Genomic DNA, 16,761 nt, shown 5'->3' on the forward strand with positions numbered 1-16,761 from the left:
TCCGCCTTCCCTGCTGTCCGGTAACGGTCACTGCTGGATCGCTCTCGACCATTAAGGGGTGCGGGAGGCACGGAGAGCCGTCCGCGACGTGGCTCGACGTGGACGGCGGCTGAGACGAGTACGACGCGGCGCGGCGCGGCGCGGTGCCATGCGGCTTGAACTCAGGCGGTTGCCTGCCGCTTGCGCAGAGCCTCGCCGAGAGCTTTGCGGACAGGAGTGGGCAACGGCTCACCCTCTGTCGTCGCGATCAACTCCTCGGCGACCGCGCGCAGCTTGGTGTTGGAGTGCTGCGACACCTCGACGAGGATCCCCCACGCCTCGTCCGCCGTGTACGGGCCCAGCGTCATCAGCATGCCCCGCGCCTGGTCAATGGAGGGATGGGACTCCATGGCGCGATGGAGTTCGTCGACTTCCTTGCGCAGCGCCTTGATCTCGGCGACCTCGTCCGCGCACTCGTCGCCGGAGTCCTGTGGCTCGCTGTCGCGACGAGGGTTCAGTGCCGATGTGCTGCGAGAGTCCGGTGAGGAATTCACCTGATCTACCTCTCGTCCACTCGGGCTGCCCCGGTCGAGGCCATCAGAACCGCTGATGAGCCAGAACCGCTGATGAGCCGAGCATCGCAGATTTTCCGGGCCCATGGCCATAGTTTGCGATTCCGCGCATGTGGCAGCGCCGGTGGCTGTCTGTCCGAACCGACCGGCGCCTACGTCGCACAGCGCTGTGCCTACGCAGCGAGCGGGTAGCCACCTGCACTGATCTCAAACGGCCTAGGCGCCCGTCCGCTCCGTGGGCGGCATGGGACCGAGCTCGCCGAGGTCGCCGAGGTCGCCCTCGATACGGGTCTGGATGATCTGTGGTCGGCCCCAAAGGGCCAGGATCTCGTTGGCGATGGCCACGGTGAGCAGCGGGTCCTGCTCACCGTGGACCGTGATGCCGGCGGCCAGCAGGCTGCGCGGTACGGCTCCCGCATCGAGAAGGACGCGCCATTCGGCCGGGCCGATCTCCAGGAACTCCAGGGTGGTGAGGTTGGCGATTTCCAGGGGGTCGGCGAGAGTGTCGGGATAAGCCGCAAGGGTTCTCAGACGGGGCAGTTGGGCGACCGGGGCGAGACTGAGCGGCTCGGCGTCCCAGACGCCGATGGACAGGACCTCCAGACCGGGGTGCGCTGCGGCCTCGATGCTCGGCAGGCTCCGGATGTTGACGTGCGCCACGGCGGGCGGCTGCTCCACGCCGACGCCACCGCCGCGGTCTGTACTGCCCCGCCGGTCCCCCAACAGGTTGGGGCCCATCACGAGATCAGTGAGCGAGTCGGCGACCAGGCAGCCTCCGATGTTCGCCTCGTGGCTGAGAATGATGATCTGTCCCACATGCCCGCCCGGCCCTGGTGTCAGATCGACCGCGAGGCAGTCGCCGCCGCCGTTGTCCCCGAAGACGATCCAACCGGGCGAGCCGACCAGACCCTGTACGGCGGCGTCGGGTGGAGTGACGACCGCTTCCATCGCCGCGGACGCCCAAGGACTCGGGCGGGACGACGCGTCGGCGATGTACAGGTCGTCCACGGCCAGGAGTTCGCAGCCGATCGCCTCGCAGGCGCGCTCCGCCGCCTCGGCGTCGTCACCGAAATCCTCCCAGCGGGCCCGCGTCACCCCGTAGAGCACCCTGAGCTCCTGTGGCAGGGGGACGCCGAGACGCGCTTCGGTGGCGGCGAGCTCCGCCTCGGTCGCGCCGACGGCGTCGGGCAACCGCTCACGGAGCGTCCTCTCCAGCAGCGCCGCATCCGCCGAGGGGGCCGGCACCGCTCCGGGTGCCGGATCGGGAAGCCGGCGCCACGGCTGGGGAACGGCGCCCTCGACCAGGAGGAGTGCCCCCGGGTGCGGGGTGCCCACGCCAGTCTCTACGGCGGGGCTCGGCCCGAGCAGGCGCAGCACGGTGTTCCCGTCCGGCGATATCTTCGCCGTGAACGAGACGGTGTCCACGCCAGCCTCCGCGAGCGCGCGCCGCACTGGCCCCACCGCCGCGGTCTCGTCCCGCACGTCGTCGGCCTGCGCCGCCGGGCCGGGGGCCGGTTGCCGTCGCCGCAGGGGCAGACTCCAGCTCTGCCGACTGATGCGTCCCGACAGGCGGAGGTCCGTCGCGGCGCCCTCCCCCTGCGTCCCTCTATTCCACAGGAGCCTCAACACCGGCTCCCAGGTCGCGAAGCGGCACACCGAGGGCACGGAAAAGTTCCGATCACTCTCATCGTCCATGCGCAGACCGTACGCGCCGCCACTGACAGAGCAGGCAGCCCAGCTCGCCGTACTGACCACAGCGGGACAGTCACGGCACTCAGCGACGCCGACTGCGTCCGATAGACCGAGCCCTCAGTGCCTACGACGTAGGACAGGCCGCCACCGTCCGACCCGATCACCAAGCCCTGAGGCTCTTGGGCGTCGCCCACCCTGACGGGCCCGTAGTCCGCGAGATGCTGGAGGACATCGTGCACGCGATGAATGAAATAGCCGTTACCGACGTCCTCCCACACGAGTTCGCTAATGGTGCCGTAGAAGGTGACCAGATCACTGGCTGTCCGAGCATCACTGCCCAGAGCCCGCGATGCCTCTCGATCAGCATGGTCGGCGAGACGGATCTCGTTGGTACCCGGCGGAAAACCGTGCTTGCGCTCGAACTCTCCCGACAACTCACCCAGCAGACCGGACACTGCACCTGCCCACGAAGCCACCCAGGCTGACGACAGCGAACGCTCACTCACAAGGCCAGATCCTGCCATGAGCTGCGGGGCCCTCAAGACCTGATCAGGGGCACGGAGTCGACAGGGACGATCTCAGCGCCAGCTCAAACCTGTGCTTCTGCTTCCACGCGCTCGGCCGCGTCTCAGGGGCGAAGTCACCCGCGCCAGCGTCCAAGACGTCCTCATGCAACGACCACGACCCGCAAACCCATGCAACGACGGCATTGCCCGAAGATGTGGTCACCCGCCAGGGAAAAGGCAGCTCAACCCGGCGGTCTACCAAGCTGGGTGGAGGAGGGTGACCGTCGCTCTGCTGTCTTGAAAGAGCGGAACCGGGGACGCTAGCGTCATGGCCGTGACGACCGACACCCGTGGGCCCATCGCCAGCTCTTCTGAAACTGCCAGCGCCTTCGCTGGCCAGGGGCGTACTGCCCGAAGGGTCGCCGACATCACCGTCGTAGTGACGCCCATCGTCATGTTCGCCGTTCCCGTGGCTTTGGTTCGGGCTGGGGTAATCCCTGAGGCATTCCTCTTGCTCAATGTGGCCTCGCTGTTGATCAGCGTCATGGTGGCCGCCTATGCCCACATGGGATGGCATGCCCGACTCCATGACGGTCATCTTCTCTCTGCCCGAACCCTGACCGGGCGGCACACGGTTGACCTGGCCCGGTTGACCAAGGTCGGTCGCCTTGAGGTGCCGGGTCAAACGCGAACCGATGACCGGTTGATCCTGACGGATACCCACGGCGTGCGGCTCATCTGGAACAAGCTACGGGGCGGTGACGACACCGTCGACGCACTGGTTCGAAAGGCGCTGATGTCACAGCCGACCGATGCTGGAGTAGTTGTATCGGACCACGCCGCTGAACGCCTCGACCTGCAAACGGAACTGGCCCGCTCACGCGGGCGTTTGCGGGCCGGCCGCAAGATTCGCCCGGGGCTGATTGGTTTCCTGCCGCTGTTGTCCCTCTTCGTGGTGGCGCCGGTGTCCATTGGTCTGTTGGTCCTGTCCCTGACACTCGCTGGCGTCCTCTAGAAGCCGCCCAGGCGGTGATGTGACTCCTCAGTGTCGGATGCTCGTTCATACCGGCTTGGGTATCCAGGCGGGCGTCCTACGAGAGCACTGCACCAGGAAGCCGTCTCCGCATTGCGGCTTTCCGACTTCCGCGCAGGCGTAGGTCTGCGAGCACGAGTGGAAGTAAGCCAGGGCCGACAGGGCGTTCCCAAGGCTCGCCGCGCTGAGCCGCGGCCGGGCAGCCAGGTTTCGAGCGGGGCGGCATAAGAGACGTATCACTGCTGTGCGAGCCAGCAACAAAACGGTACACCGAGTTGTCGCGACCCCGATACTGAGCATGCGGCCACGCATTGCTCGGCATGGCCACCGCAGCAGCAGCCACGCTCTGACTTCCTTGGAGAACTGCACGTTACGGCGTCAGCTCACCGATGCATCGGGAGCGAGCGCCAAGCCGGAGGCCGCGAGGAATGCCTCAAGACTGATGACTCCGCTGCCGGTACCGTCGTCCCATTCGACCAGCAGCGCCGAGAGGCCCTCGTTCCAAGAGTCTGGCGTGTCAATGTCAGGGCCAGGGTGCCGCTCGACGCAGCCTTCGCCGTGTCGGTACCGGAGATACAAGTACTGCCCTTTTGCCGTCCAGGCATCCCACTGGGAAGGGTGGGCGGCACACGTCTGAACGACCCTCACCAGCGTCAGGCCCTCATCCTCATTCATCCGGCGATGGTCATGTCACTAGCGGTGCTTCGGCAAGCGGTTTCGGCGAGGCTGACAGTGGTCACAACAGCGGTCATAAACGCCCGGGACGGCTCCTGGCGCCCCGACTGCTAAGGGCTGTCCCGCAAGCCAGGGTCTCTTCCGGCGACTGGACCTCAGTCGATATACCCGGGCCTGTGACCGCGTGCTGTGGCAGCCTGCCGTCATGCCAGCAGAGCTGAGAGAACATTCAGGTCGTCACTACGCCGTCCAATTGCACTACGCCTTGCCCGACGACTCATGGGCTGTGGAGCTGAGCGAGGCTGCGCCTGCCCCAGCCGCATGGGCTAAGACGCCCAACGCAGCGTCCCATCTGCCCGGGCCAGCCTTCCTGGTGGCGCTTGTCCCCGACGAGGACCCTGATCTGGAGCCGACCGTCCGCATCTACAGCCCTGACGAGCACGTCATCCCCTACGAAATTATGCAATGGTTCATGGAACAGGTGGTTGATCAGGTGGAACGCTGCCGCATCGCGTTCGAGCAGGGTGAACCCGAAGCGGTGGAATGATCATGAAGTGGCTGGTGTGATCACGGCGTCGGAGCCGTCCCGTTAGAGGACCGGGCCTTGCTGCTCGCGGCCTACTGGCACGGACTTGACGAAGCGGCAGATCGCCCCGCTGTTCGGGGTGTCCAAGTCGACGGCGGACGCACCATCGACCACCTCGGGCCGATGCTCGCGCTCCAGCCCCGCAAGCGGTTCGCCAAGGGCACCGTGCTCATCGTGGACGGCACCCTGGTACCCACCCGCGACCACACCATGGCCGAGCAGTCCAAGAACTACCGGTACTCCACCAACCACCAGATCGTCATCGACGCCGACACCCGCCTGGTCGTCGTGGTCGGCCGGCCCGCTCGCCGGAAACCGCAACGACTGCAAGGCATGGGAGGAATCCGGCGCCGAGGCCGCCGTCGGCAAGACTATGACGATTGCCGACGGCGGCTATCCCGGCACCGGGCTCGTCATGCCCCATCGCCGACGCAAGGGCGAAGAGCTGCCCGACTGGAAACAGGAACACAACAAGTCCCACAAGCGGGTCCGCGCACGCGTCGAGCACGTCTTCGCCCGCATGAAGACCTGGAAGATCCTCCGCGACTGCCGCCTCAAAGGCGACGGCGTCCACCACGCCATGCTCGGCATTGCCCGCATGCACAACCTCACCCTCGCCGGATAGGCCAGCGACCGCACGGCGACCGCCCCTGCCCTGGGTGACTCATAGATCATTTGCCGGACAGCCCTTAGGACCGGAAGCCAGGAATCACCGCTGCGCCGGATGGCCGCCGGTGCCGGGTAACCGGTCAGCAGCGCGGCCGACTCGTGGTTGGTGAGCGTCAGGCATTGCCGAAGTCGTCGTTCGTGGCTCCGCGGGTCGAGACTACGGAATGGGAGCGTGAGGCCGCCGGTGCCGTGTGCGAGCAGGTCGTCCAGTTCGTTTCCGGCCGGACGGCGCCACTCTGTGGCTGACCAAGGAGGAGAAGAGCCGGTTCGTCGACATCGCGTGGACCGCGCAGTTGTACAAGTACGTCGGCGCGCCCGCGCCCGCCGACGTCTTGGACCATGCCGATCTGCCCCCGTGGCAGCGCGAGATGTACACGGACATCTTTGCGGCCATCGAACACTGACCGCTCATCGCTCTTCGCTCAACGAGGGCCACATGCGTCTGCGGTGGGCCAGCCCGGCGTGACGGGCGCGAGCAGCGGCGGGGCGGTGGGTGCCGGTGGGCGGACGCCGTCCCTGGCTCTCCGGGGCCTCACCTCTTGTGTGTCTCCACTCGGGCCACGATCAGGTTCGCCACGATCCCGAGCACCGTTGCCGCTGCCGCCGGGAGCCATGGGTTGGTGGCGTGCAAGCCCGGAGTGAACTCGAGGACGAAGAGGGCGGCCAGGAACGTCGTCAGGCACGAAGTGGCCTCTTCTGCTGCCCGCTTGGTTCGTTCGGCGAGACTGCTGAGCCGCAGGAGAAGGCGTACCGGAGCGGTGAAGAGAGCGGCGAGGACCCCGCAGGGGAGAGACAGTAGTGCGGCCCAGAACAGCGCGCTCAATCCATCGAACTCGATGAGGTCGCTGAACAGAGCCGTGACCACCAGGATCACGAGTAGGAGGAAAAGCATGACGAGGGCTGCGACACCGAGCCCCAGCCCAGTGACCCCGACCGCGGCAAGGACTTTTCCTCCGGTGGTGAAGGAACCCCATGTCGGCTCCTTTTCGTCCTCTGGCCGACGTTCGTCACTCATCGCTGACACCTTCCTGGCGCAAGTGGGCAGTTCCTGAGGCGGGCCGCGCCCTCGCGGGGCACGGAGAGCGCGGCCCGACGCTCATGGGGCAAGGCTCAGATTGCGACGAGCATGATCGCGTGCGCGAGGTCGCGAGCGACGTCGGTCGGGACACCGGCGCGGACCAGGGCGATGCTCAGGGCGGTCTCGCTCCAGCCCTCGACGTCCTCGATCGCGTCGGCGATCTTGTTGCCGTACTTACCGACGTACCGTCCGGTCTTCTTGTTGACCTTGCCCAGGATCTTGCCGGCCCAGGTGCCGCCGTGACGCAGACCCGCGACGATCAGCTTGCGCACGATCGTGCCCATTCCCAGGGCTCGCTTCGTGCGGTGGTGCGGGTTCTCCAACTGCTGGGCGTAGAGCTCGAACTGCTCGATCTCCTGCTCGCTCGCACCATCGGTGCGCATGCGCGAGATGAGGTCGCGCACGTCGCTCGCTGTCGGGCGCAGCGCCTCCTCGGACTGTACGGCTGCTTCCTGCGCGCGGTGGGCTTCAGTGGCCGATGCCATCGGGGCGGCGACTCCGAAGGCGACGCCGGCCGTGGCAACGGCGGCGGCTATGCGCAGTCCCTTGCGGTTCACGTATGCTCCTTGATTGAAGGTGAAAAGGGTGTGGGCGTCACGAGTGCACCTGGGCTTGCGAAACCTGTGCACTGGCGCCCGCATCCGCCTGTAATTCCCCGGGTCGGGGCGGGGTTGGGCCCGGCCCCGAGCGGAATGATCATGAACATAACGGACCACTCAGGGGCATCGCCAATCACCATTGCGTGACGATCCTCACTGAAGTTACATGCAACGCACACGCGGATTAATCGGTCACTTCGTTTCGGGGTGGCCCCTGTGCAATTTCCGCTCGGAAATGGGCCCTGCCGGGGATGGGCTCGGCGGCACGACAAGGACACATGGGCCCGGCTGGACGGCGATAGTTCAGGCGGACCGAGCGCAGGCCACCTTGGGCAGGACCGAACGCGTGAGGACCCGGGCTGCCGCACGCGCGCTCCCGCGTGCTCAGTTCGGCCGCTCGTATTCGTCGACCGTCCCGTCTCCGTTGGTGGAGGGTGACCCGGATGCCGTCGCGCCGGCACGGGCGCCAGGAACACCAAGACGCCCGAGGCCTGATGGTGCAGGTGAATTCGACACCTGACGGACCGCCACCACGAGAGCTACGAAACCGTGCAACCTAGGCGCGGCTCGGCACATGGCCAGCCGACCTGTCCGGCGTCGATCACCAGGGGCAGGCCCCCGAGTGCTGCGTAGACGATCCAGCACCGCCCCGCAGCACGGCGTCGGCCGCTGCCATCCGCACGTCCTGGTCGGGTCCGGTGACCGAGGCGCGGGGTCACCCGTATGGCGTACCCCAACCCGTCGTGGCCTGCACAGAAGCTGAAGCTGGACACATGCCGACCCGACCGCTTGTCGAAGGAGGGACCATGCGCAAGCAGAGGCTGTACAGCGAGGACGCGGGCGACGCGCGGTGGCACAAGAGCAGCTACAGCGGAGGAGACGGCGCCTGCGTCGAAGTGGCCCACCTCCCCGAGGGAGCCGTCGCCCTGCGCGACTCCAAGAACCCGGACCGGCCGGACCTGCGCTTCACGCAGGAAGAGTGGGCCGCCTTCTGCGCCGGCGTACGAGACGGCGAATTCTGAAGCCGTCGTGCCGGATTACCCGGCGGCGAGGGTGGCTCAGCGGACGACCTTGATGCCGAAGTGGCCGCCGAACTGCTGGCCGAGGCCGAAGCCGATGGCGGAGTGCATGTGGGCGTACATCTCCATGCCTCGGGCGCAGACCAGGGGGCCGAGGTCGAGGATGTCGGTCCAGCCGTAGGACCTCAGCAGGTCGTTGGCGTGCTGCTTGGCGTCGGCGTGGTCGCCTGCGACGAACATGGTGTGGTCGCCACCGCCGACGGAGGCCGGGTTTACGACGGTGGCCTGCTCCTGGGTGACGAAGCTTTTCACGACCTTCGTGGCGGGCAGAGCGCGCTGGATCTGCTCGGCGAGGCTGTCGGTGTCGCACGGGTCCAGCTTCGGCATGACGCCCCACGGCGTGGGCCAGGGGTGCTCGCTCTGATGCTGGTAGACGAAGGGAACGGCGTAGTCGATGAGCGTCTTGCCGGCGAGCCGGTCGGCGATGGCGGTCAGGGCGGCGACGGAGTGGTGGCCGTCGATGCCGTTGATGACCACCTCGTCGGCGGCGGCCGCCGCGTCCCCGAAAGACTCAAGGCTGATGCCGGGGTGGCCTTCCAGCCACTGGCCGTAGGGCACGTTGCCCATCATGTCCGGCTCGGTACGGGCCAGCGTCACCTCCGGGTCGCGGGTGCCGACGACCACCTCGTGCCCGAGTTCGACGAGCTTGGCCGCGTGCGCGCGTGCGCCCCCGCCGGTGCCGAGGACTGAGATCTTCATGGAACTATCTCCCGCTTTGCTGGGATTGGGCAGCTCCACACTAAGACCCTTTTAGGACAGGATGTGTCCTTTGACTCGGTCATGGTGGTAGTCACGACCAGCGACATGACCGGATAGGTGACCGTCCGCACCGTCCGCCGAGGCTTGGGCCGTCTGCGCGAGATGGGCTACTCGGAAGGACGCCTGGTCGGCTCGGAAGTACGCCCGGCCGGCTTGGGAGGGCGCCCGGCCGGCCATGTACAGCCGGGCGCCCTCGGCTCGGTCAGTGGGGCTCAGGGCAGACCGGCGGGTTGCCGTTCTCGTCCTTCATGACGAAGTTGGCGTCACCGGCGCCGAGACCGTCCACCGAGAAGTTCACCCGCGGCACCTCGCACGGCGTCAGGGACTTGTGGGTGCCCACGATGGTGCGCAGTTCGATCGACTCGCCGGGGTCCAGGTTGAGGTTGACGTCCTTGCACAGGACCTTGTCGGAGTCGTTCTGGTCGATGCGGCACTTGAACTCCTCCGTGCCGCCGTTGCGCGGCGTGTAGAGGCTCTGCCAGCCCATCCAGTGCAGCCCGCCCGGACCGAGGGTGAGGGTGACGTCGCGCTTGCCGATCCGCTCGCCCGTGGTGTTGGTGACGATCACCTTCGGCACGGCCATGCCACCCGGTACCGCGGTCACGCCCTCGACCTGCACCACGGGGCGCGACTTGATCTTGACCGTCAGGTCCTGCGTCTCGCCGGCGGCCGTGAACGAACCGTGGAATGTCCCGCCGACCAGCGGGGCGTCCTTGTCCGCCCGCAGGAACACGTCGTAGGGCAGGCTGTTGATGTGGTTGTGGCTGTTGAACGCCACCCGTGCCGTCTTGCCGTCCGGCGAGATCGTCACCGGGCATGACATGCCCGAGCAGTTGGGGTTGATGTGGGTGATGCGCGTGTGCGGCGGGGCCTGGACCGTCAGTTCGGTCGGGTGGTTGTAGCTTCGGTTGTTCGGCGGGAGGATCACCTTCTGCTCCGCGCCACCGGCCTCCAGCTCGGGCACGTTCTCCTGCGGCGGCCGCTCCGTGAGGCGCACGGACGGAGCCTGTGCCGACTGGGCGACGGCCACCGCGGGTACGGAGGCCAGGACGCCGCCGGTGAGGGCGGCCACGGCCATCGCGGCGGCCGCCCACCGTCCCGCGCCGGACGGCATCCGTCCACGGGCGGGCCCGCGGGTGTTCGTTGCTGTGCGCATGATGAATCTCCTTGTCGTGGGCGGAGGTGGGGCGGGGTATCCCGCCGCTTCGTGACTCTCGCCCTCAAAAGCGGAGATGCGCTCCCGGACCGACAGCCATGCGGGCGGGGGCCCAGTCCTGGCCGCTCGGTCGAAAGCCGGTGACGAGGAGTGCTCCCAGGCGTCCCCGACGAGGCCACATCGGCCTGTCCGGCCGGTCGGCGTGCGGGATGCGGAACCGGTGGAGGGGACGCTCGGAACGGGTACCGGCCCGTGCCAACCACACGGACGGCCCGCTTCCCGGCCCGTCGAGTCCCGCGGTCCGGTACCCGTCACCGTCGCCTGAACCATCGACTCCGAAGGGCACCTCGCCGTGACTCAGCTCCCCAGCACACCCGCGGGTCTGTTGACGCCGGACCTCCGCCCAGCACTCGGCGGTCCGCGGCCCGCCGGACCGGCGCAGTCCCCCGACACCGGACCCGCGGCCACGTACCCACTCGACCTGGAGATCATCGTCCCCGCCCGCAACGAAGAGGAACGGCTGGGCCCCACCGTGCGGTCCCTCAGCCAGCGCGCGCGGACGCTCCCCTTGAGCTGCGCGCTGCGCGTGGTGGACAACGGCAGCAGCGACCGGACGCTGGAGTGCGTGGACCGGCTGGCCGCGTCGGGCATCGCGGTGACCGTGACCGGCTGCGCCCGGCCGGGCAAGGGGGCGGCGGTGGCCCGGGGCATGCTGACATCCCGCGCGAAGTGGCGGGGCTTCTGCGACGCGGACCTCGCCACCTCCGCCGACGCCCTCGACGACGCGGTGGCCCTGCTGGGCCGGGGCTTCGACGTGGTCATCGGTTCACGCCGCTGCCCGGGCGCACGCGTACGCACCCGGCAGCCGACCGCGCGACGGCTGTGCGGGGCCGGGTTCCGCCTGTTGTCCCGTCCACTGGCCGGGCCCGTCGCCGACACACAGTGCGGGTTCAAGTTCTTCACGGCCGACGCGGCGTGTTTCCTGTTCCGCGACCTGATGACCTCCGGCTTCGTCTTCGACCTCGAACTCGTCGCACGGGCGAGGGCGTCGGGCCTGCGCATCGCCGAGTTCCCGGTCACCTGGAACGACCGGGGCGGTTCCACGTTCCGGCCGCTGCGCCACGCATGGCCCACTGCGGCGGAGTTGGTGCAGTTGTACGGGGCGGTACGCCGCCTGCGGAGGGCCGGACGCGGCTCGGGGACCCCGCCCTCGCCGGACGACGAGCCCGTGCCGGGCAACCGCTCCGTGCCGGGAAACGGCTCAGTACCGGGCGACGGTCCCTCCCCTGGCAGCACGACGCCCCGGAGTGTTGCCTGCACGACGCCCGGGAGCGATTCCGCCCCCGCTCAAACCCCCGCTCCCAGGCGATGAGGCGGAGAAAGGGGGCCGCCGCTGTGGCCAGTCGCCGGGGCGAAAGGCAGAGGGCGTCCTCGGATGCGAGGCCGGGCAGAGGCACCACGGGCGTCCGCGCCGCGCTGGTCAGCCTGCCCCGTGCGGCCCTTGATGGTGCCGACCCGAGCCTCTTGGGGGCAACCGTCCTGGTCGGTGTCTCGGCCCACCGCCCCACTCTGCTGCTGAAGGACCACGACGTCCATGCCGCCCGTGAACGGCTCTCCCGCGCGGGCATCGATCCCGACGGTGCGGGGGTCGCCGTACGCCCCGCACGCCACGCGGACCTCCTTGACCGGTACCGGCGCGCCGACACCCGTGGCCAGGTGGAATCGCGCGGGCGGGGCCGCCGCGCCGCAGCGCTGGGCGTGCTGTTCGCCCTGGCCCTCGGCGCGCGGCTGACGGCCCTCGACACGTCGTACGACGTGTTCGTGGACGAGCTGTACTACACCGACATCGCCCACAACCTCGCCACCGGGCACGACCTTACGTTCAACGGTGAGCTGTTCGCCCTGCATCCTCCGGCCCTCTTCGCGGTGCTGGCGTCCGTCCTGCGCGTGACCGGCGGTGGCCATGGTGACCTGCTGTCGACGGTCTTGGCCGTGCGGCCCGTTGTCGCCGTCACCGGGTCGCTGCTGGTCGTCACCGTCACCGCCCTGCTGCACCGGACCGTACGACCCGGCATCGCCGGGGCGGCCGGGCTGCTGCTGGCCGTCGACCCGTTCCTGGGCCGCTTCGACAGCCGCGTCATGCTGGAGAGCCAGGCCACCGCCGCGGCGGCAGCAGGGATGCTGGTGCTCGCCCAGACCTCTGCCACCACCCGCGGGCGCCGCGTTGGAGCGGTCGCGGGCGGCCTGCTGTTCGCGGTGGCCGTCCTCACCAAGGACTGGTACGTCCTCATCACCGTCGGGCCGGCCCTCCTGCTCGGCGCGGTGTCCACCGGTACGACGCGGCGCATGATGCTGACGGCCTCCGCCGTCGCGGCCGCCGGTTACGCGACCTACGTGACCGTCGTATGCGGCACGGGCGGCTGGCCCGCCTGGCGGGAACAGAAACTCGACGGGGTAGCCCGCGCTGTCGGGCTGAAGCAGACCACCGGGTTCCACCGTCCGGAGGCCACTGACGGCTTCTCCGACCGCTTGCTGGCCAACGCCGGTCATCTCAGCGTCTCGTACACCCTGATCCTCTGCGGGGCCGCCGCCACCTGCTGCCTGCTGTGGCAACTCCTGAACCACCCCTGGTCGTTCGTGGGTGCGCCCGTACGTCCACTGATCGCGGTGTGGGGTGCATGCGCCCTGCCCGCGCTGCTGTACGCCGTGTTGTGGGGCACGTGCGAGGAGCAGATGTTCTATCCCTTGCCCGTCCTGGGCACCGTCGCTCTCGCCATGAGTGCGGAACTACTGCTGTGTCGTGGGAAATCCGTCCCCATCGCCTCCTGCCGCCGGCTGGTTCCGGTGTTCCTCCTGGTCGCCGCCCTGACGGTGGACACCGTGGCGTGGTCGCAGGTGCACACGCGTGAGGACGATGCGTACCGTCGCCTGATCGGCTGGACCTCCCGTCACCTCCCGCCGGACGTCCGCGTGGCCGTCACCGAGGAGACGCCGACGCTCCTCCTCCCCCGTACCGTCAAGGGCACATGGAACAACCGGGCAGACCTCGCCCACCACCGCGCCGACTACCTGCTGCTGTCCGACACCCAGCTGGAGGCCCAGGGGCCCGCCGCCATCAGTCCCGGCCTCCTGAGAGACGTCGAGCGGCGGGCCCGGCTCGCGCGCCGCGAAGCCGGGGTCAGCAACGGGGCGTTGCGTCTCTACGACGTCCGGGGGCTGGTCACGGCATCCACCTCGGCGTCGTGCTGCGCTCCCGCGGCCGCTCCGGAGCGTGCCCGGTGACCGACGCCGCCCCGTCCGGTCGCGTACGGGGGTATGAGGCTGCTGCTAAGGGTGGGCCCGATGCCGCCGGGTCCGCCGGGTCCACCGGGTCCGCCGGGTCCACCGGGTCCACCGGCTCCGCCGCCATGCTGCTGGCCGCTTCCACCGTGCTTGCGGGCGTCGGCCACTACGGGCTGTCGCTGGTGTTGGTACGTCTGCTGCCGCCCGGCCAGTACACCCTCTTCGCCGCCGCCACCTCCGTCCTCCTGACCGTCGGTGTCCTGTCCACCGCCACGGTTCCGGCCGTCCTCGCCCGCGAGGTGGTGAGCACCCCCGGCGGCACTCCCCTGCGCCGCGCCGCCGTGCGTGCCTGCCTCCGGATGACGGCGACGCTGGGCGTGACGAGCGCCCTCGCGGCCTGCCTGGCCGTGGCTCCGTACGCCGGGTCCGGTCTGCTCGCCGCCACCGCCGCCGCCTGCCTGGCGATCTGGTGCAACTCCGCGGGCGCCGGTTACCTCCAGGGCGTGGGCGGGTTCCAGCACGTGGCCGGGCTGCAACTGGCGGAGACAGCCGTGCGCTGTTGCGCCGCACTCGTCGCCGTCGCCGCCGGATGGGGAGCCGCCGGTGCGGTCGGTGCCACGGCCACCGCCGCGGGGGCCTCCGCCCTGGGCGCACTCGCCGCGGTCCGCCTGGGCGGGCAGAGGGCCCGGCGAGACCGCTCCGGCCGGCCCGGGGTCGAGCCGCACCCGCGTCCCTGGTTCCATCGGGTTCGGTTCCGCTTCCGGCTCAAGTCCCTGCTACGGGGCCGACCCGGAGCCCCGGACCCGCCTCGGTATCGACCCTGGCGCCGGACCGCTCTCCGTACGTCGGCGGAAGCCCCGGCCGTCGCACCGCCGAGCGGACTGTGGAGCCGCGCCTGTTCGGTCACCGTCGTGCAGCTGCTGCTGTGCCTGATGCTGACCTTGGACGTGGCGCTGTCCACGGCCGTCCTGGGCGGGTCCGCGCTGCTGGCCCCGTATCAGGCGCTGGTCGTCCTGGCCCGTGTCCCGCTCCATCTGGCGTCGGCCACGGCCACCGTGCTCTTCCCGCGTCTGGTGGCGAGCGGCCCTTCCAGTACGGGCGGCCGTACGGCAGTGCAGGAGGCGTTGCGCACCCACTGGATCACCGCCGGCTGCCTGACCACCGTCGTGGCCACCTGCCCCCGCGAGCTCCTCGCTCTGCTGCTCCCCGCCTCGTACGCCGATTCATCCTCCCTGCTGCTTCCGCTGGGCATCGCCGGTCTGGCCGGCGCGACCCTCACCGTGACCACGACCGTCTTCCGCGCCGGGCCGGGCGCCCGCCCCGCCGTACTGCTGTTGGCCGCCGGCTGTGTGGTCCTGGCGTCCGCCACCGGCCTCACCGCGGACCGTCCAGCGGTGCTGGCCTGGGGTACGGCGGTCGTCACCACCGTTGTCGCGGCCGGGTCCGTGGCCCTCACACGGCGCCGGGTCCCGGGCCTCGGTCCGGCCGGGGGTGCGACAGCGCCCCTGGCCGCCGCCGCTCTCGCCGCCGTGGCCCTGTCCGCACTGCGGCCCCACCCGGCTGTGTGGCTGCCCGGGGCGTGCGCGCTGCTGCTCGCCGCGGGCCTGGCCGCCCGCCCCCGGCGCCGCGGCGGCGGGCCGTTCCGCGTCCTCCACCTCGGCTTCGATGCCCCGCACAGCCCCGGGGCCGGTGGCGCGGCAATGCGCGCCCACGAGGTCAACCGCCGCCTGGCCGCGAAGGGCGTCGAGGTCACCGTCGTATGCGCCCCCTGGCCGGGTTGCGCGCCCAGGGTCCGCGACGGTGTGCGCTACTGGCCGCTGCCGCCTCGGATCGGACCCCTGGCCCGGCACCGCTTCCTCTATCAGATGGCCTACTTCCCCGTCATCACGCTCGGTCTTCCCTGGCTGCTGCGCCGCACGGATCCGGACCTCGTCGTGGAGGACTTCGTGCCGCCCTTCTCCAGCGTCTGCGTCCCGTACCTGACCCGTCGCCCGGTCGTGGGAGTGGTGCAGTGGCTCTCGGCAGCAGAGATGACGGCCCGTTATCGGCTCCCCTTCCACCTGATCGAAGGGCGCGGCCTGCGCTCTCACACCTGTCTGATCACCGTGGGTCGGCACCTCGCCGCCGAACTGCGCCGGCGCCACCCCGGCGCCGACGTCACCGTCCTGCCCAACGGGCTCGCCCCGGCCGCCTTCGTCCCTCCCCAGCCGACCCCGCGCGACCACCTGCTCTACCTGGGGCGCCTGGAGACGAAGTCCAAGGGGCTCGACCTTCTCCTGCGGGCCTACGCCGACGCCGCTCCCGGCCTGGCGACGGAGCTGCTGGTCGCCGGGGACGGCCCCGACGAGCGGGCGGCCCGGACCCTGGCGGCGCGGCTGGGCATCGGCCACCGCGTCCGCTGGCTGGGCCGTGTCGACGGTGACGCCCGCTTCCGCCTGCTCGCCGGAGCCCGACTGGTGTGTGTGCCGAGCCGCTCGGAGACGTTCGGCATGGTGGCCGCTGAAGCGCTGGCGGCCTCCACGCCCGTCCTCGCCTTCGATCTGCCCTGCCTGCGCGACCTGGTGACGGAGTCGGTGGGCGTCAGGGTCCCACCGGAGGACGTGGCCGCCTACAGCCGGGCGCTCACGGAACTGGCCGGTGACCCCGCGCGCTGCCGTTCTCTGGGCTCCGGGGGCCCGGCGACCGTGCGCCGCCTCGACTGGGACGACGTGGCCGAGCGCCAACTCGCCCTGTACCGGCGGGCAGCCGCACTGGATTCGGGTACGCGGGAACCGCACCCCGAGTGAGTGGTGCAGCCCCCGTGCCCCGTCCCGCCGCGCGGTCACCTGCCGCGTTGCGCGGCGGCGACGGTCAGCCAGGCGGTGGCGGGCAGCACCTCCCGTTGGACACCGGGCAACCGTGCCGCAGCAGTCAGAGCAGGGCGTGCGGATACATGGTGCAGCGCCCGCCGCCCCGAACCGCGCTGCCGTGAGGCGTCTTTTGCCATGCCGGCGCCGGAGACCGGGCGGGCCCTGCCGCGTCGAGCAGCGCGTTTGTTGGACACAATGCACCGTTTACCCGGCGCGTCGCGGCCGCTTTTCTCGCCCGGTTGTCCAT

14 protein-coding genes and 1 pseudogene are annotated in these 16,761 nt (G+C 69.8%); 8 read left to right on the top strand and 7 right to left on the bottom strand.

The genetic code is table 11. The features are described 5' to 3' along the window. Positions 1-161: 161 nt before the first annotated feature. Together ACZ4Z4_RS05015 and ACZ4Z4_RS05020 are read right to left on the bottom strand one after the other, a co-directional pair. Positions 162-533 carry an ANTAR domain-containing protein gene (locus ACZ4Z4_RS05015; protein WP_468322340.1) on the bottom strand — a complete coding sequence of 124 codons (372 nt, stop codon included), beginning with the start codon at positions 531-533 and terminating at the stop codon, positions 162-164. A 234-nt stretch (positions 534-767) separates the two neighbouring features. After that, positions 768-2,246: an SMI1/KNR4 family protein gene (locus tag ACZ4Z4_RS05020; protein ID WP_468322342.1), complete on the bottom strand. Its 1,479-nt coding sequence runs from the start codon at positions 2,244-2,246 to the stop codon at positions 768-770. A gap of 837 nt (positions 2,247-3,083) precedes the next feature. Between ACZ4Z4_RS05020 and ACZ4Z4_RS05025 the strand changes: the two genes are divergently transcribed. After that, complete coding sequence (locus tag ACZ4Z4_RS05025; RefSeq protein WP_468322344.1) at positions 3,084-3,764, top strand: hypothetical protein; 681 nt, start codon at positions 3,084-3,086, stop codon at positions 3,762-3,764. A 396-nt stretch (positions 3,765-4,160) separates the two neighbouring features. On the opposite strand, the gene ACZ4Z4_RS05030 is transcribed toward ACZ4Z4_RS05025, so the two are convergent. Continuing rightward, the gene (locus ACZ4Z4_RS05030; RefSeq protein WP_468322347.1) at positions 4,161-4,457 is read right to left on the bottom strand and encodes a hypothetical protein; all 297 of its coding nucleotides are present in this window, start codon (positions 4,455-4,457) and stop codon (positions 4,161-4,163) included. Between the two features lie 205 nt (positions 4,458-4,662). Between ACZ4Z4_RS05030 and ACZ4Z4_RS05035 the strand changes: the two genes are divergently transcribed. From ACZ4Z4_RS05035 to ACZ4Z4_RS05045, 3 genes and pseudogenes are all read left to right on the top strand, one after another. Continuing rightward, entirely contained in the window at positions 4,663-5,004 is a 342-nt protein-coding gene (locus ACZ4Z4_RS05035; RefSeq protein WP_468322350.1) for a hypothetical protein, read from the top strand. Positions 5,005-5,037: 33 nt separating this feature from the next. Further along, positions 5,038-5,668 (top strand): annotated as a pseudogene (locus ACZ4Z4_RS05040) (transposase); the annotation flags it as partial. Between the two features lie 235 nt (positions 5,669-5,903). Then, positions 5,904-6,116, top strand: coding sequence for a hypothetical protein (locus tag ACZ4Z4_RS05045; protein WP_468322353.1), 213 nt, complete (start codon positions 5,904-5,906; stop codon positions 6,114-6,116). 128 nt (positions 6,117-6,244) lie between these two features. Here ACZ4Z4_RS05045 and ACZ4Z4_RS05050 read toward each other — a convergent pair whose 3' ends face one another. Beyond that, on the bottom strand, positions 6,245-6,727 hold the full coding sequence (locus ACZ4Z4_RS05050) for a hypothetical protein (RefSeq protein ID WP_468322356.1): 483 nt from the start codon (positions 6,725-6,727) through the stop codon (positions 6,245-6,247). 95 nt (positions 6,728-6,822) lie between these two features. Further along, positions 6,823-7,347: a hypothetical protein gene (locus ACZ4Z4_RS05055; protein ID WP_468322359.1), complete on the bottom strand. Its 525-nt coding sequence runs from the start codon at positions 7,345-7,347 to the stop codon at positions 6,823-6,825. An 848-nt stretch (positions 7,348-8,195) separates the two neighbouring features. Between ACZ4Z4_RS05055 and ACZ4Z4_RS05060 the strand changes: the two genes are divergently transcribed. Further along, a complete protein-coding gene (locus ACZ4Z4_RS05060; RefSeq protein ID WP_468322362.1) occupies positions 8,196-8,411 on the top strand; it encodes a DUF397 domain-containing protein in 216 nt (71 codons plus the stop codon). 36 nt (positions 8,412-8,447) lie between these two features. Here ACZ4Z4_RS05060 and ACZ4Z4_RS05065 read toward each other — a convergent pair whose 3' ends face one another. Beyond that, positions 8,448-9,167 (bottom strand): NADPH-dependent F420 reductase, encoded by a 720-nt coding sequence (locus ACZ4Z4_RS05065; protein ID WP_468322363.1) that lies wholly within the window; start codon positions 9,165-9,167, stop codon positions 8,448-8,450. 262 nt (positions 9,168-9,429) lie between these two features. Next, complete coding sequence (locus ACZ4Z4_RS05070; RefSeq protein WP_468322366.1) at positions 9,430-10,383, bottom strand: hypothetical protein; 954 nt, start codon at positions 10,381-10,383, stop codon at positions 9,430-9,432. Positions 10,384-10,735: 352 nt separating this feature from the next. On the opposite strand from ACZ4Z4_RS05070, the gene ACZ4Z4_RS05075 reads away from it, so the two are divergent. The 3 genes from ACZ4Z4_RS05075 (at position 10,736) to ACZ4Z4_RS05085 (ending at position 16,451) form a co-directional block, all read left to right on the top strand. Beyond that, positions 10,736-11,755 carry a glycosyltransferase gene (locus tag ACZ4Z4_RS05075; protein ID WP_468322368.1) on the top strand — a complete coding sequence of 340 codons (1,020 nt, stop codon included), beginning with the start codon at positions 10,736-10,738 and terminating at the stop codon, positions 11,753-11,755. Positions 11,756-11,907: 152 nt separating this feature from the next. Continuing rightward, positions 11,908-13,665 (top strand): ArnT family glycosyltransferase, encoded by a 1,758-nt coding sequence (locus tag ACZ4Z4_RS05080; protein ID WP_468322370.1) that lies wholly within the window; start codon positions 11,908-11,910, stop codon positions 13,663-13,665. Next, entirely contained in the window at positions 13,662-16,451 is a 2,790-nt protein-coding gene (locus ACZ4Z4_RS05085; RefSeq protein WP_468322372.1) for a glycosyltransferase, read from the top strand. The genes ACZ4Z4_RS05080 and ACZ4Z4_RS05085 overlap by 4 nt, the downstream gene beginning before the upstream one ends. The last annotated feature ends 310 nt before the right edge of the window (positions 16,452-16,761 follow it).

This window comes from Streptomyces sp. NPDC030245 (assembly GCF_055572995.1).